This is a genomic window from Pseudomonas karstica, assembly GCF_009707515.1.
In the GTDB taxonomy this organism is placed as follows: Bacteria; Pseudomonadota; Gammaproteobacteria; order Pseudomonadales; family Pseudomonadaceae; genus Aquipseudomonas; species Aquipseudomonas karstica.
In genome coordinates, this window is the sequence record NZ_WLYI01000020.1 from 1 (window position 1) to 16,053 (window position 16,053).

General features: G+C 59.7%; 11 protein-coding genes. 7 read left to right on the plus strand and 4 right to left on the minus strand.

Features of this window, described 5'->3' with window-relative positions; translation table 11 throughout:
• Positions 1–68: 68 nt before the first annotated feature.
• The gene (locus tag GIR22_RS15295; protein ID WP_154744149.1) at positions 69–1,253 is read right to left on the minus strand and encodes an MFS transporter; all 1,185 of its coding nucleotides are present in this window, start codon (positions 1,251–1,253) and stop codon (positions 69–71) included.
• A gap of 173 nt (positions 1,254–1,426) precedes the next feature.
• Positions 1,427–1,732: an RcnB family protein gene (locus GIR22_RS15300; RefSeq protein ID WP_154744150.1), complete on the minus strand. Its 306-nt coding sequence runs from the start codon at positions 1,730–1,732 to the stop codon at positions 1,427–1,429.
• A 224-nt stretch (positions 1,733–1,956) separates the two neighbouring features.
• Here GIR22_RS15300 and GIR22_RS15305 point away from each other — a divergent pair, with 224 nt between their 5' ends.
• The 4 genes from GIR22_RS15305 (at position 1,957) to GIR22_RS15320 (ending at position 7,042) form a co-directional block, all read left to right on the plus strand.
• Positions 1,957–2,514 (plus strand): helix-turn-helix domain-containing protein, encoded by a 558-nt coding sequence (locus tag GIR22_RS15305; RefSeq protein WP_154744151.1) that lies wholly within the window; start codon positions 1,957–1,959, stop codon positions 2,512–2,514.
• Positions 2,515–2,547: 33 nt separating this feature from the next.
• Positions 2,548–3,894, plus strand: a complete 1,347-nt coding sequence (locus GIR22_RS15310; RefSeq protein ID WP_178122278.1) for a type I glutamate--ammonia ligase — start codon at positions 2,548–2,550, stop codon at positions 3,892–3,894.
• A gap of 39 nt (positions 3,895–3,933) precedes the next feature.
• Positions 3,934–5,031: a DNA alkylation repair protein gene (locus GIR22_RS15315; protein WP_154744152.1), complete on the plus strand. Its 1,098-nt coding sequence runs from the start codon at positions 3,934–3,936 to the stop codon at positions 5,029–5,031.
• A gap of 151 nt (positions 5,032–5,182) precedes the next feature.
• On the plus strand, positions 5,183–7,042 hold the full coding sequence (locus GIR22_RS15320) for a DUF3857 domain-containing protein (protein WP_154744153.1): 1,860 nt from the start codon (positions 5,183–5,185) through the stop codon (positions 7,040–7,042).
• Between the two features lie 100 nt (positions 7,043–7,142).
• Here GIR22_RS15320 and GIR22_RS15325 read toward each other — a convergent pair whose 3' ends face one another.
• Complete coding sequence (locus GIR22_RS15325; protein WP_154744154.1) at positions 7,143–7,769, minus strand: DNA-3-methyladenine glycosylase I; 627 nt, start codon at positions 7,767–7,769, stop codon at positions 7,143–7,145.
• Between the two features lie 217 nt (positions 7,770–7,986).
• Here GIR22_RS15325 and GIR22_RS15330 point away from each other — a divergent pair, with 217 nt between their 5' ends.
• The 3 genes from GIR22_RS15330 to GIR22_RS15340 all read left to right on the plus strand — a co-directional run bounded on the left by GIR22_RS15330 (position 7,987) and on the right by GIR22_RS15340 (position 10,875).
• A complete protein-coding gene (locus tag GIR22_RS15330; RefSeq protein ID WP_178122286.1) occupies positions 7,987–9,312 on the plus strand; it encodes a C4-dicarboxylate transporter DctA in 1,326 nt (441 codons plus the stop codon).
• Positions 9,313–9,453: 141 nt separating this feature from the next.
• The gene (locus GIR22_RS15335; RefSeq protein WP_178122279.1) at positions 9,454–10,158 is read left to right on the plus strand and encodes an FCD domain-containing protein; all 705 of its coding nucleotides are present in this window, start codon (positions 9,454–9,456) and stop codon (positions 10,156–10,158) included.
• An 18-nt stretch (positions 10,159–10,176) separates the two neighbouring features.
• The gene (locus GIR22_RS15340; RefSeq protein WP_154744156.1) at positions 10,177–10,875 is read left to right on the plus strand and encodes a GntR family transcriptional regulator; all 699 of its coding nucleotides are present in this window, start codon (positions 10,177–10,179) and stop codon (positions 10,873–10,875) included.
• A gap of 124 nt (positions 10,876–10,999) precedes the next feature.
• On the opposite strand, the gene GIR22_RS15345 is transcribed toward GIR22_RS15340, so the two are convergent.
• Positions 11,000–15,859, minus strand: coding sequence for an NAD-glutamate dehydrogenase (locus GIR22_RS15345; RefSeq protein WP_154744157.1), 4,860 nt, complete (start codon positions 15,857–15,859; stop codon positions 11,000–11,002).
• Between the last annotated feature and the right edge of the window lie 194 nt (positions 15,860–16,053).

Consider the following 16,053-nt stretch of genomic DNA (forward strand, 5'->3'; position numbering starts at 1 on the left):
TGGGTCTTGAAATTGTCGAAGGTCCTTCGGCCCTTGTCGCAGCCTCGTGCCTCGACAGCGGCTACAGGTCAGCGTTCGCGCAATGATGCTCCAATAAAATAAAACACCCCGCCACCCACAATAAACGCCGCCAGCATGTAGAACATGTAGTGGGCCGGCAGGCTGGCCAGTACCAGACCGCATAATACCGGCCCCAGGGCGGCACCGAGGTTGGACAGGTTTTGCGCCCCGTAATACATACCCCGCAGATGGTCCGGGGCAATCCGGTCGATAAACATATACTCGGCAGGAAACACGATAATTTCACCCACGGTGAAAATCGCCATCGCCAGCACCCACCACCACAGGTTGGTGGCCAGCGCGAACCCGATCACGCCCAGCATGAACATGCTCAAACCCAGGATCAGCCAGCGGCTCAGATGCCGATGGGAGATACGCCGGCCAATCACATACTGCAGGCCGATCACCAGCAACGCATTAGTGGTGAGCACCGCGCTGATGACGCGGTAGGTATATTGCGCTGTGCTGGTAGTCACCAGGTACTGGGACAGGTACGCCGTGAACTGGCCAAACACCACTGCACTGAGCACCCCCCCAACAGTGAAGCACACCAGCCGGTGATCCCGCAGCAGCACGCGGATGACGGCGAGGAACGACACTGGTTTTTGCGTGGCATCGACGGTGGTCAGGGCCTTGTCGCCCCAGCGCCAATACAGCAGGAAAAACCCCACCCCCAAGAATGCCGAGAATATAAACGGCAGGCTGATATCGAGCTTGGCCACCATTGCACCCAAAAACGGCCCCACCGCGTAGCCCATATTGGTCAGGGTGTACTTGATGGAAAACACTTCGCTGCGCGCTTCCTCGGGCAGCAGGCTGGCAAACCCGGCCTTGACCGCAATATCGATCACCGCATACGCCAGGTTGATCAGGATCAGGCAGGCGTAGAACGACCCGATCTGCCGAGCCAGGACCGTCCCGAGGAACCCCAGGGCGAACACCAGGCTCAAGCCGAGCAACAGCCGATAACTGCTGATCCGGTCCACCAGGAAGCCACCGTACACACTGAGCAGGGAACCGAAGATCAACGAACTGCCGATCACCAGGCCCACCTGGCTGATGCTCAAGGCAAATTGCTCGGTCAGGTAAATCACCAGGTACGGAAAGGTAATCGCCTTGGCCAAAGTGAGCAGCAGTGTGGCGCACAGCAACAAGTTCACGCTGCGGGGGTAGTTTTTTATGGTCTTCAGCATCCTGCTCTCATTCTTTCAAGGGCGCCGCTCAAGGAACCATTGCGGCCAGCGGGCTGGCCTACATTAACCCAAGGCGAACGACAAAAAAGGCTTATTTATGCATTTATGCAAAAATAAAATGCATGGCCTCGTGGTGATAATCCTTCATCACCAGGGCTCTCACAGGGACAGGATTACTTGGCGGGGGTAATGTCGAGGATGGTGCCGTTGGTGATTTTCACCTGCACATATTTGTCGTTGACGCGCACCCATTGGCTGTCGTCATCCGGGGTTTTCAGGCCACGCTTTTTCCAATCAACCAGGGCCGACTCCTTGCGTTGCAGGATATCCGGCGCACGGTCGCCAACCACCAGTTCACGGGTATTGATGCTTGAAGGCTGCACGGTTTTTTGCGGCGAGTCGGCGGCCTGAACACTGAGGCTTGCAGTGGACAAGCTGGTGGCAACCAGCAGGCAGGCAACTAGAGCTTTGGATTTCATGGGCACTCCTTCAATTGATGACGCGTACTCAGATTCGGACCGCAGAGGTGAGGAATCATTCACCGGCTGGCAATGAGCGTGCCCTGATGAACACCATCCGCCACTGCCCCCTCCGCCCTCCACACCGAACTGCGGTACCGCCCTTCCCTTGGGCATTGCACCAATGAAATTTATCCTGTAGTTTTTCATGAAATTTATTGATTAAAATTTCACGACTCGCCCCCATGGACAAACAAGAAGAACTGGCCGCCCTGGCAATCTTGATCCACGACCTGCGTAAGCACAAGAAACTCACCCTGACGCAACTGGCGCAAAAGATCGACCGGTCGGTGGGTTTCCTGTCCCAGGTCGAACGCGGCCTGTCCCGGCCGACGGTGGCCGACTTGACCGCCATCAGCCATGCCCTGGATGTGCCCACCACGTATTTCTACAGCCTGTCCAAACCCAGGGCAGTGGATTGGGTCACTCGGCCCAACGAACGGCGCACGGTGTACTACGCCAATGGCATCACCGACATTCTAGTCTCGCCAAGCATGCACGGCGCATTCTCGATCCTCGACAGTTTGCTGGCACCCGGTGCCAACAGTGGCGAACACACCATGAGCGACCGCGCCGAACAGGCCGGCTACGTACTGGAGGGCGAGTTGACGCTGTGGGTCGAAGGCACGGCCGAATCGGTCACCCTCGGCCCCGGCGACAGCTTTCACCTGGCCAGCTTTGCCCACTGTCGCTATGGCAACCTGACCGACCTGCCCGCCCGTGTACTGTGGGTTTACAACTGAGCGCCGATCCCGGCAAATAAAGGAGCGTCACCCGTGCAAAGCAAGCCTTCCACGCTGTTGGCCGAAGTCCGGGCCTTTCGCCAGAACTATCCTGAGGTACGCTACGTCGACCTGATTTCCCTGGATATTCCCGGGCACTTCTACGGCAAGCGCTACCCAGTGCAGATGCTGGAAAAAGTCGCCGCCGGCAGCCCGTTGAAGCTGCCACAAAATGCCGTGCTGCTGGGGACTCAGGGCGGCTTGTTCCAGATCGGCGATTATTGCTTCAACGATGGCGACCCGGACGCCAATCGCCGCCTGGTACCGGGAACCCTCAAGCCAGTGAGCTGGGAGGCGCAGCCCTTGGGGCAGATGTTGATCACCTCGGACGGCACCGAAGCGCCCATTGAGTTTGAACCTCGCGAAGTGCTGGCCAAGGTCCTGGAGCGCCTGCGACACAAGGGCATTCACCCGGTGGTGGCGTTCGAGTTGGAATTCTATCTGTTCGATAAAAAGCTCGCGGACGGTCTGCCGCAGTTTGCCCGCGACCCTTTGAGTGATGACTACGACGATCAGCCCAACTTGCACATCGAGCGCCTGTCGCGCTTTGCTCCCGTGCTCGATGACGTGGCGCAAACCGCCAAGGCACAGGGCATCGACGTAACCGTGATCACCGCCGAACTGGGCCCTGGCCAATTCGAAATCAACTTCGGTCATCAGGACGATGGCCTGCACGCCGCCGACTGGGCCGCTTTATTCTGCCGCTGTACCCGTGGCGTCGCCCTCAAGCATGGCTACCGCGCCAGCTTCATGGCCAAGCCGTACTTGCAGTATCCGGGCAGCGGTATGCACGTGCATGTCAGCCTGTACGACGCGGCGGGCAACAACCTGCTGGCGACCCATCAGCAACTGCCGATGCGCCACGCGGTAGCCGGTTGCCTGGAGTTGCTGCCCCATTGCATGCCGATTTTTTCGCCCAACCACAACGCCTTTCGCCGTCTTGGCGGCACGGTAAATGCCGCGACCCGCGCCAGTTGGGGTTTTGAAGACCGCGATGCCTGTGTGCGCATCCCCGAGTCCGACCCACGTAACCTGCGGATCGAACATCGGCTGGCCAGTGCCGATGCCAATCCGTATCTGGTCCTCGCCGCTATCCTGGTGGGGTTGGAGCATGGCCTGGACGCCGCTCGCGAACCCATTGCGCCACTGAACGAAGACCGCAACAGCGGCGCAGACTTCCCTTTGGAAATGTTGGAGGCCGTGCGCGCCATGCAGTATCAGCCGGCATTGCGCAAAGGGTTGGGCGCGGAGTTTGTCGATGTCTATTGCGAAAACAAACGCCAGGACCACCTGGCCTTCCAGCAGGAAATCAATGCGCGGGAATATCGCTGGTTTCTCTAAATCCGTACCCGCTGCCGAGGTACTTACAAGGACTTACCCATGAACGACCAAAGCGCCCCGGCCCTCAAGGAAATCTTCAACGTCGAGCGCCTGCAACACATCGCTGCCGAAATGACGGCGGTGTACCCGGCATTCGACGCCAAGGGCTTCCTCAAGCACGCCACAGCGGGGCTGGCCGAGTTGTCGGTGATGCAGCGCATGGCCCGGGTCAGCGAAAGTCTGCACGCGGTGATCCCGTTGGATTATCCGCAGACACTCAAACTGTTGTATGCCTTGGCGCCACGGCTGAACAGCGGTTTTGTCAGCCTGTTTCTGCCCCACTTCGTGGCGAGCTACGGTGCCGATGACTTCAAGCGCTCCATGGCAGCCCTCAAGTATTTCACCACCTTCGGCTCCGCCGAGTTTGCCGTGCGCCACTTTCTGCTGCGGGACTTCGAGCGCACCCTGGCGGTGATGCAACAGTGGGCGCTGGATGCCAATGAACATGTGCGACGCCTTTCCAGTGAAGGTTCCAGGCCACGCTTACCTTGGTCGTTTCGCCTGGCCCAGGTGCAGGCAGACCCAACGCTCTGCGCCCCGATACTCGACAACCTCAAGGCCGACAGCAGCCTCTACGTACGCAAGTCGGTGGCCAATCACCTCAACGACATCACCAAAGACCACCCTGATTGGGTGCTGAGCTTGATTGAAGGCTGGTCCCTGGACAACCCCCACACCGCCTGGATCGCCCGCCACGCCTTGCGCAGCCTGATCAAGCAAGGCAACACCCGGGCATTGACGATCATGGGTGCGGGGGCCAAGGCCGAAGTGAAGATCCAGCACCTGAAGGTGACGCCTGCTGTGGTCAGGCTGGGCGAGCGAATCAACCTGTCCTTCACTCTTGAGTCCATCGCCAACGCGCCTCAGAAACTGGTGGTGGATTACGCCATCGATTATGTGAAAAGTGCCGGCCATAGCGCCGCTAAAGTATTCAAGCTCAAGACATTCACCTTAGGTGTCGGTGAGCACCACGCCATTGCCCGAGCCCAACACATACGCGAACTGACCACGCGCAAGCACTATCCCGGCCAACACACAGTGCATGTGCTGGTTAATGGCGAAAAGCTGGCCAGCACCGAGTTCGAGCTGCAAGACTAAACTCGCCTTACGAAAGAAAAGGCTCTATTCCGGTACTTTCAGCGAATAAACCTGTCGAACAACACTGGCCCCGGCAGTTGCGACACATTATCATCTGGCGCCTTCCTGGTACCTCCACGGTACTCGTGTCATCGTTCCACCTGAGGCGCCCATGCATCGTTTTCCGTTGTTCCGCCCCCTGATTTGCGTAAGCCTGGGGCTTGTTACCCATTGCGCTTGCGCCGCATTGCAACCCTTGGCCGAAGCTCCACTGGCCAGTGACACCGAACTGCACTGCCACTTCAATCGCGACGCCAGCACCGACTGCACCACCACCTATCACTACACCATCCTCAAACCCAGCGGCCGGGAAATGCTCTCGCGGATCGACTTCAGCTACCAGCAAGCCGATGGGTTTGAACTGATCAACGCCGAGTCCACGGCGCCAGGCGACAAGCCACGCGCCCTGGACAAGACGCAGATCGATACTCGTACCGCCCCCAACCCTGACCAGGGGTTTTCCAGGGAAACACAAACCTCCCTGGCCTTCCCCAACCTGCGGGTCGGCACGCAAATCCGCTACACCGTGCGCGAGCATTACGCCGCCAAGCCGTTGATGACCGAGTTCCACTACGCCATGCAGTTCGGCCCCAGTGCTGCACGCCGTGACCGCTTCAAGGCACGCTTCACCGCAGAACGGCCGATCCACTGGCGCGGCGAGTTGATGGACGGCTTCACTGTCACGCCGTCGGCCAACCGCATGGCCCTGGATGTGGTGCAAAAGGCCCCTACCTACCTCAACTACATCAATGAATCAGCCAACGCCTACATCCGCCTGATCCCGCGTATCGAAGTAGGCAGCTCCCTGGACCGCCAGCAGTACTTCGGTCACTTCGCCCAACGCTACAACGACATTCTCGGCGCACACTTGCCGCCCCAGAGCGCCGCCGCAGTAGCCAGCGCCCGCCATTTGCCGCCCGCGCAAAAAGTGGCGGCGCTGATGCAGCACATCAATGACCACTACCGTTACCTGGGTGACTGGCGCGCGTCAGACCGCGGTTATGTGCCGTTCAGCCTGGCGCAGATCGAGCAACACGGCTACGGCGACTGCAAAGACCTGTCGACACTGCTGGCGGCGATGCTCAAGGCCAGCGCCATCAAGGCCGAGACTGCCTGGGTCAGCCGGGGCGATGCAGTCGAGTCACTGCTGATTCCCGGCACCAACGCGCCGAACCACGCCATCGTCCGCGCAGAAGTCAACGGCCAGGTCTGGTGGCTGGACCCGACCAACCCGGTCTTCGCCCCCGGCCACACCCTGCCCGACATCCAGGACCGCTGGGTGTTGGTGAGCGATGCCCAGGGCCTGGTGCGTGAAGAACACATCCCGCTGCAACCGGCCGACACCACGCTGATCCTCGACAAGCGGGAGCGCTTTGACGCCAACGGCAACGCCTCGGTCTCGGCCACCGTCGACTTTCGCGGCCTGCCGCTGATGCAGCTAAGCATCGCCGACCGCGAGCAAGGCGCCACCGCCACCGACCAGAATATCTGCGACAACTTTGGCAAGCAGATCACCGACTGCCAGGTCCATCGCCCCGCGACAGCATTCGTGGTACCGGGCACCTACAAGGCCAGCGTCAACCTCACCGACCTGCGGCCCATGGAGCCACTGGGGGACGACCACATATATACCGACGCTCTGTTGCAAGACAAATGGGACGAATTTCTCAACTACCGGCGCAATGGCCAGTTGGGGGATTTGTACCTGGGTAACCCCGAAACGCTGGACTACACCATCACCCTTTCAGGTGCCCGGATCGATAAGGATATCCAGGGCTGCCAGGTACGCTCGCCCTGGTACGACTTCGACCTGAAAGGTGAGCGAGTCGACGGTGACTGGCGCTACCACTACACGCTGACCCAGAAAAAACGCTGGCTGAGCCATGAAGAAATCGTCAGTACACCGTTTGAAACGATGATCAATGAAACCCGTGCCTGTGGGGAGCAGGTGCATCAGGTGGTGAAGCTCTGACTTGAAATGGCTGAAGGTCCTTCGGCCATTATCGCAGCCTCGTGCCTCGACAGCGGCTACAGGGGCCGGCGATCAACGGATTACCTGTAGCATTCATCCCTTAAGGCCGATTGAACTGCTGGCGACAGTGTTCAATCTGCTGCCGGCAGATGCAGCCTTCAAGATGGTCATTGACCATGCCCATTGCTTGCATCAAGGCATACATCGTTGTCGGCCCGACAAAGGTCCACCCCCGTTTTTTCAAGGCCCTGGACAAACGCACCGAAGCCTTTGAGGTTGGATTTTTCGTCCAGTAAGCCAGATCGACCACCGCCGGCCGTTCATCCGCACTTGGCTCGAACGACCACATCCACGCCGCCAGCGACCCGGTTTCCTCCACCAGTTCACACGCCCGCCGCGCATTATTGATGACCGACATGATCTTGGCCCGATTGCGCACGATGCCCGGATCGGCCATCAATCGCTCGATGTCCTGCTCGGTGTACTGCGCCACCTTCCGATAATCAAACCCCTCGAACGCCCGTCGAAAGTGCTCCCGCTTGCGCAAGATGGTGATCCACGCCATGCCCGCTTGAAAACCTTCCAGGCAGATCTTCTCGAACAACTGAATGTCGTCGGCGACCGGCAGGCCCCATTCGTGATCGTGGTAATGCCGGTATTCAGGCGCAGACGTGCGCCATGCGCAGTGGGTGATGCCTTCGTGGGTTATCAGTCCTGGGATTTGCATAGCTCACCTTTCTGGCCAAGCACTGGATGATAAGCGAAAAAAGTTTATGCGCCGCCAACGGCTCAAGCATCACGCTTAGCGAGCAACTGGTCAGACCGGAATCTGGAAGCATCGATTATTTACTTGTGGTTTGAAAAAAACCCGGCGTAGACTGGCCTTGCACTGGACTTACCGGTAAGACCACAACAATTAAGCCCTGGACCCACCAGGGCACCGAATAGAGATCCCTCCCATGCTCAGATGGTGCTCGCGTTCGATTTTCCTGCAAGTCGTGATAGGCCTGATCCTTGGGGTTATTTGCGGCATGGCCCTTCCCGAATTTTCCTCGCAACTCAAACCCTTGGGTGACGGCTTTATCAAGCTGATCAAAATGCTGATTGGCCTGATTGTATTCTGCGTGGTGGTCAGCGGTATTTCGGGCGCCGGCGACTTGAAAAAAGTCGGGCGCATCGGCCTCAAGTCGGTGATCTACTTTGAAGTGCTGACCACCATTGCCTTGGTGATCGGCCTGATCATGGCCTTCAGTACCGGGATTGGCACCGGCGCCAATATCCATCTGGAACAGCTGTCTTCGGCCGGCCTTAATGAACTGGCCGACCGCGGCCAGCATATCAAGGGCACCAGCCAATTCCTGATGGAGCTGATCCCCAACTCGGTGATAGGCGCGTTCGCCGACAATAACGTACTGCAAGTCCTGTTGTTCTCCGTACTGTTCGGCAGCGCCTTGAACCTGGTGGGCGAAGCGGCCAGCGGTATCTCGCGGCTGATCAATGAACTGAGCCACGTAATCTTCCGCATCATGGGCATGATCGTACGCCTGGCGCCGATTGGCGTGTTCGGTGCCATCGCCTTCACCACCAGCACCTACGGCCTGGACTCCCTGCAACACCTGGGCAGCCTGGTGGGTTTGTTCTACCTGACCTGCTTCGTTTTTGTCGGGGTAATCCTGGGACTGGTGATGCGCCTGTCGGGCCTGCGGATGCTGCCGCTGCTCAAGTACCTGCGTGAAGAGTTGTTGATCGTGCTGGGCACCGCATCCTCCGATGCGGTGCTGCCACAAATCATGCGTAAACTGGAGCACTTGGGTATTGGCAGTTCCACGGTGGGTTTGGTGATCCCTACAGGTTATTCGTTCAACCTCGATGGATTTTCGATCTACCTGACCCTGGCCATCGTATTTATCGCCAACGCTACCGGCACACCGCTGTCGATGACCGACTTGCTGACCATCTTGCTGGTATCGCTGATCACCTCCAAGGGTGCCCACGGAATTCCAGGCTCGGCGCTGGTGATTCTAGCGGCAACGCTGACCGCGATTCCGGCGATTCCGGTGGTGGGCCTGGTGCTGGTGTTGGCAGTGGACTGGTTCATGGGTATTGGCCGGGCGCTGACCAACCTGATCGGTAATTGCGTGGCCACGGTGGCCATTGCACGCTGGGAAAAGGACATTGATATCCAGCGGGCCAACAAGGTGCTGGATGGGCACCAAGGGTATACGTTCCAAGCGAAGAAGCCGGTGCTGCCAGCCCATCAGGAGTTCTAAAAACACTGCCTCCTGTAGGAGCGAGCTTGCTCGCGAAAAACTTCAAGACAGCGCGTGTGCCCTGGCTGCCCGCGTTATCGTTGACGATCTTCGCGAGCAAGCTAGCTCCTACAGGGGTTACTTATATTCAAGGAGCCTGACGTGATCACCTCGTCAACCGTCGTCAATTCAGTGGTAGAAAAGCTGCGCGCCGCCCTGGCTAAAGGGCAATGGCGGCGCGGTGAAATGCTGCCCGGGCAACGCGAGTTGGCCGAGCAATTGGGTATCAGCCGTCCGAGCCTGCGAGAAGCCGTCATCGTGCTCGAAACCCTGGGCCTCGTACGTTCCATGCCGGGCAAAGGCGTGGTCGTACTGGAAGCGACACTGAGCGAACCCCAGCCCCAAGACAGCGCCGTGGCCGCGGCCAGCCTCGAAGACATCCTGCAACTGCGCTACACCCTGGAGCCGTTTATCGTCGGCCTGGTAGCCCAATCCATCAACAGCAAGGAAGTCGGTCAATTACGCCTGACCCTGATGGACATGCGCGAGGCGCTGGAAGCCAACGACAGCGAAGCCGGGATGAACGCCTACATCGCCTTCCACGAAGAGCTCTTCGCCCTGACCTCCAACCCGATCTTCCAGAACGTGGTGCAACAGACCAGCAATGCCCTCAAGCAGAGCGCCCAGGTGCTGCGCAACTCTCCCGAGCACCTGGCGGAACGCCTGCAGGAAAACGAAGCCGTGGTGCGCGCCATCCGCAACAAGAACAGCGCCCTGGCCAGTGCCGAAATGCGCCGACATATCCTCCAGGAAGGCCTGCGCATGGGCATCGCCTTGAACATCCCGGACGATCACCTGGGCAGCTGACTTTTTTGGAGACCTGCCATGACCGCTTACGCTCTGCAACGCAATGCCGTCGTCACCACCCTGGCGCCGATGCGCCTGGTGGCCGGCAAAAAACTGTCAGCGAACGATATCTACCCACGACTGTTCGATGCCATTCTCGAACAACGCATCGCCCCGGCCAGCCGCTTTACCGAAGAGAGCCTGGGGCAGAGCTTTGGCGCCAGCCGCAGCGTGATTCGCCGGGTATTGGCGCGCTTGTCCCATCAACAGGTGATTATCTTGCGGCCCAACCATCGGGCCCAGGTGGCAGCACCGGATGCCCGGCAGGTACGCGATATCCTGGAAGCCCGGCGACTGACGGAAACCACCGTGGTGCAACTGGCTTGCGCTCAGGCAAAGCCTGCCCAGGTGTGCCAACTGCGGGAACTGATTGCCCGGGAACGGGAATGCATCGAGCGTGACCAGCGTGGCGCGGCGATTCGCCTTGCCGGTGAGTTTCACCTGCAACTGGCAGCCATCGCGGGTAATGCGCCGCTGGCGCAGTTTCTCAATAGCCTGGTGCCGCTGACGTCGTTGATCATTGCGCAGCAGTATGAGGTACAAGCCTGCACGTATTGCGCCTGGCAGGAGCATCTGGGGATTGTGGAGGCGGTGGAGCGTGGGGATGTGGACAGTGCGGTAGGCCTGATGACCCGGCACCTGGATCACCTGGAGGCCAAGTTGCTCAGTGCACCATGACGGGTGACGCAGAGCGTCACGGGATGCATGCCCATGCAGAGCATGGGAACGATCTTTTCGAGCCCAACAAAAAGCCCCGTATCTTGCGATACGGGGCTTTTGTTTTAACGCTCCAGCAGGCCGGTTACAGCACCGACTGACCGCTCAACGCCAGGTCCAGCAGTTCACGGTTGGCCACCGCGTACATGGCGTAGTCCGTGCCGAGCGCAGCACGAATTTCCACCATCATTGCGCGCCAGCGATCGGCCATGTCCTTGTGCTGTTCAATCCACAGGGCCACGCGGGCTTCCATGTCTTGTGGCGCGTCGGCCATTTGCAGTACGGAAATGGTGATCGCCCGTTGCTGCCAATCCACGTCGTCGCGGAAGGCTTCACGGGCCTGGGCCTGCCAGTTATTGGCCACAGGCAGATCGCTGATCTGCTGCAGGTACCACGGCAAGTCCAGGGCACTGCCAACGGCAAAGTAAGCCCTGGCCACTTCAGCCGCGTCATGCCCGGTGACATCAGCGGCTTCGATGATCGGCAGCAAGGTGTACAGGTGGGTAGTGCCTGCAACCATGCGCGCCAACAACTCCGGCACGCCCGCTTCGGTGTAGGCCTGATAACGTTTCTGCCAGCCGACCCGTGTCGGGCCTTCCAGCAGTTCGTCGAGCTTGAGGCCCAACGCTGCGAGATGCGGACCGAAGTGCGCAGTATCACGCCCGGCATCCTGCTCGTTACGACGGCTGCGCAGGAACCAGCGCGTGGCACGGCGACCCAGGCGCATCAGCTCATCCATCAGCTCCAGTTGCACCTGAGCGGAGACCTGGTGATCCAGGGCTTCGATCTGGCGGAACCAGTGCGGGAGGTGGAAAATATCCCGCACAATCACATAGGCACCGGCGACGTTCGCCGGGCTCATGCCCGTGGACTCTTTCAAGCGCTGAACAAAAGTGATGCCCATGTGGTTGACCAGATCGTTGGCGATCTGGGTGCTGACGATCTCGCGCTTGAGACGATGACGACGCATGGCCTCGGAGAACTTGGCCACCAGGCTCGGTGGGAACGCAGTCTCCATGTCACGGGTCAGGTAGTCGTCATCCGGTACCAAGGACTTGAGCAAGGCTTCCTTGAGGTCGATCTTGCTGTACGAGATCAATACCGACAGTTCCGGACGGGTCAGGCCCTTGCCAGTCGCGGCGCGCTCAGTGAGCTGCTCCTCGGTCGGCAGGTACTCGATGGCACGGTCCAGCTTGCCACGGCCTTCCAGGTCGCTCATCAGGCGCTTGTACTCGGCAGCACGCTCATAGGCACGGCGCGCAGCCAGGGACAGGGCCTGGGTCTGCTTGTAGTTGTTGCCCAACACCAGGCTGCCGACTTCGTCGGTCATGCTCGCCAACAACTGGTTGCGTTGCTTGTCGGTCATGTCACCGGCCTGCACCACTTCGTTGAGCAGGATCTTGATGTTCACTTCATGGTCGGAGCAGTCCACGCCACCGGCATTGTCGATGAAGTCGGTGTTGGAGCCGCCGCCATTGAGGCCGAACTCCACACGACCCAGCTGGGTCATGCCGAGGTTGCCGCCCTCGCCGACCACCTTGCAGCGCAGTTCGTTGCCGTTGACGCGCAGGGCGTCGTTGGCCTTGTCGCCGACATCGGCATGGCTTTCAGTGCTGGCCTTGACGTAGGTACCGATACCGCCGTTCCACAACAGGTCCACCGGTGCCTTGAGCAAGGCATTCAGCAGCTCGGTCGGGGTCAGCTTGTCAGCCTGGATGTCGAAGCATTCTTTCATCTGTGGCGAGATGGCGATGCTCTTCGCGCTGCGCGAGAAAATACCGCCGCCTTCGGACATGATGCTGGTGTCGTAGTCGGTCCAGGCCGAGCGCGGCAGATCGAACAGGCGCTGACGCTCGACGAAGCTGGTGGCCGGGTTCGGGTTCGGATCGATGAAGATATGCAGGTGGTTGAAGGCCGCGACCAGTTGCAACTGGTCGGACATCAACAAGCCATTGCCGAACACGTCACCGGCCATATCGCCGACGCCGACCACGGTGATGCTGTCTTCCTGGACGTTGATGCCGCGCTCACGGAAGTGACGCTGCACACCCACCCACGCGCCCTTGGCGGTAATACCCATTTTCTTGTGGTCGTAACCGGCGGAACCACCGGACGCAAACGCATCGCCCAGCCAAAAGCCGTAGTCGATAGCGATGCCGTTGGCGATGTCAGAGAAGGTTGCCGTGCCTTTGTCCGCCGCCACTACCAGGTACGGGTCATCATCGTCGTGGCGTACCACGTTCAATGGCGGTACCAGGGAGCCGTCCTTCAGGTTGTCGGTGATGTCCAGCAGGCCGGAAATGAAGATGCGGTAGCAGGCGATGCCCTCGGCCGCGATCTCGTCGCGGCTGCCGCCCAATGGCAGGCGACGGGGCAGGAAGCCGCCCTTGGCGCCCACGGGCACGATCACCGAGTTCTTCACTTGCTGGGCTTTTACCAGGCCCAGGACTTCGGTGCGGAAGTCTTCTTCACGGTCGGACCAGCGCAGGCCGCCACGGGCGACGGTGCCAAAGCGCAGGTGTACGCCTTCAACCCGTGGCGAATAGACGAAGATCTCAAACTTCGGTACTGGCTTTGGCAGCTCAGGGATCGCGTGCGGGTTGAACTTGAAGCTGAAGTACGACTTGTTCTGACCGTTGGCGTCAGCCTGATAGAAGTTGGTACGCAGGGTGGCCTTGATCAGGTCGAGGTAGCGACGCAGGATGCGGTCTTCGTTGAGCACCTGAACGTCGTCCAGGGCTGTCAGGATCGCCTGTTCCAGACGTTGCTGCTTGTCTTCCAGGTCGTCACTGGTGAGCTTGCGCGCCAGGTAGAAGCGGGTCTTGAACAACCGGGTCAACTCGCGAGCGATGTCGGTGTGGTTGTTCAGGGTGCTGGCGATGTACCCCAGGTCGAAGCCCAGGCGGATCTGCTTCAAGTAACGGGCGTAGGCACGCAGCAGTGCAACGTCGCGCCATGGCAGGCCGGCAGTCAGCACCAGGCGGTTAAATGCATCGTTCTCGGCGTCGCCGTTGACGATGTGCACGAACGCGTCTTGCAGCGTGTCGTTAAGCTGCTGGATGTCGAGGTTCAGGCCTTCGGCGGCGGTGAACGCGAAGTCATGGATCCAGAACTCGCGCCCATTGGCGTGACGCAGGCGGTACGGGAACTCACCCAGCACGCGCAGGCCAAGGTTCTCCAGGATCGGCAACACATCGGACAACGCCAGCGGCGTGTCAGCGTGATAGAGCTTGCAGTGCAACTCTTGCTGGCCAGTCACGTGACCCAGCGGCTGGTAGAAACTCATCACCAGCGGCTTGGCTTCGGTCAGGTTCAACAGGTGCTGCATATCGACCACGGCCGAATGCGCAGCGAAACGCTCGCGGTAGCCGGCCGGGAAACCTTTCGGGAAGTCCGCCAGCACGTTGGTGCCGTGGGCTTCGCCGAAGCTTTCGACAACCAGGTTGGCGTAGTCGTCCTGCCAGCTGCGGCAGGCCTGTACCACTTCTTTTTCCAGCAGCAGCGGGTCGATGTCCAGGCGGTTCTTCGGGTCGACCCGCAGAATCAGTTGCACACGGGCCAGCACGGATTCGGAGAAGAAGGTCCAGAACTCGCAGTCCGAGGCTTTCAGGCGATCCATCAGCACTTGCTGGATCTTCTGGCGTACTTCGGTGGAGTAGATGTCACGCGGCACGTAGGCCAGGCAGTAGCAGAAACGCCCGTAAGGGTCTTTGCGCAGGAACACACGGATCTTGTTGCGTTCCTGGATCTGCACGATGGACATCACGGTGCTGAAGAGCTCGTCCACCGGGGTCTGGAACAGGTCGTCGCGAGGCAGTACCTCAACGACTTGAGCAAGCTCCTTGCCCAGGTGCGCCTTGGCCTGGAAGCCCGAACGGCGTTCGACTTCCGCAACCTTGCGGCGGATGTAGGGGATCACTCGCACGCTCTCGCCGTACACCGAAGAGGTGTAGAGGCCCATGAAGCGGCATTCCTTGATGACCTTGCCGTCGGCATCGATCTGGCGGATCGACACGTAGTCCGGGTAGGCCGGACGGTGTACGCGGCTCGGGTGCGCAGCCTTGGCGAACGACAGCACGGTCGGTTCACGCAGGTAGGCCACGGCGTAGTCTTCGATGCGCAGGTCTTCGGCGGTGAGACCGGCCCGCAGCAATTTGGTCAGGCCGAGGAAGGAGCTGGCGTCATATTCGATATGACCGCCGTCCGGCTCGTCACGTACCACAAATTCTTCATAACCAAGGAAGGTGAAGTGATTGCCCACCAACCATTCCAGGAAGCTCTTGATCTCGGCCTGTTCTTCACCGTCGATGCTGAACTGGCTGGTGTCGATACCGGCCAGCAGGTCCTGGACCTTGGCTTTCATCGGCTCGAAATCGGCGACAGCTACGCGCACTTCGCCCAATACCTGCTCGAGTTCCTTGCTCAGGACATTCAGTTCGGCGGTGTTGGCACAGCGGTCGATTTCCAGGTACATCAGCGACTCTTGCTCAATACCCTCGCCAGGGGTGCCCTTGGGCAGAACTTCCAGCAACTCGCCCTTCTTGCCACGGCGTACGCTGAGCACGGTGGTTTGCAGGGTGTGGATGCTATAGCCACGGCGGTTCAGTTCGGTACGCACCGAGTCCACCAGGAATGGCAGATCGTGGTGCAGCACTTCGACCGCGGTATGGGTCGACTGCCAGCCATGACGTTCGTAATCGGGGTTGTAGACCCGCACCTGCGGCTGGGTGTGATCAAAGCGCTCAAGCAGGCGCCACGCAGACAGAGTGCAACCGGCCAGGTCGGACAGGCGACGCTGGGTCAGTTCATCCAGGGAAATGATGCCGAAGAATTGCTCAGCGAACAGCGCCACTTGTGGCAGTGCCTGTTCACTGATGTGCTGCGCCAGTGCTGCTTGCAGTTGATGCTGGAAGTCGGCTTTGCTGGCTGCGGTGAAGAACGCCATCTGTGGTACTCCGCTTGGGCTTGTTATTGATGGAAGCGTCGCGTGTTATCCCCTTGCGGGGAAGCCGTCAGCTCTGTTCGGGGTCTACCATAACGAATTCAGAGTGACAGGTGGGTGAAGCTGAACAAGGCAGTAAGGTCACATACAATTTCATAAGATGTGCACCATGCAGGGCGACGATACGACGGGCAGGT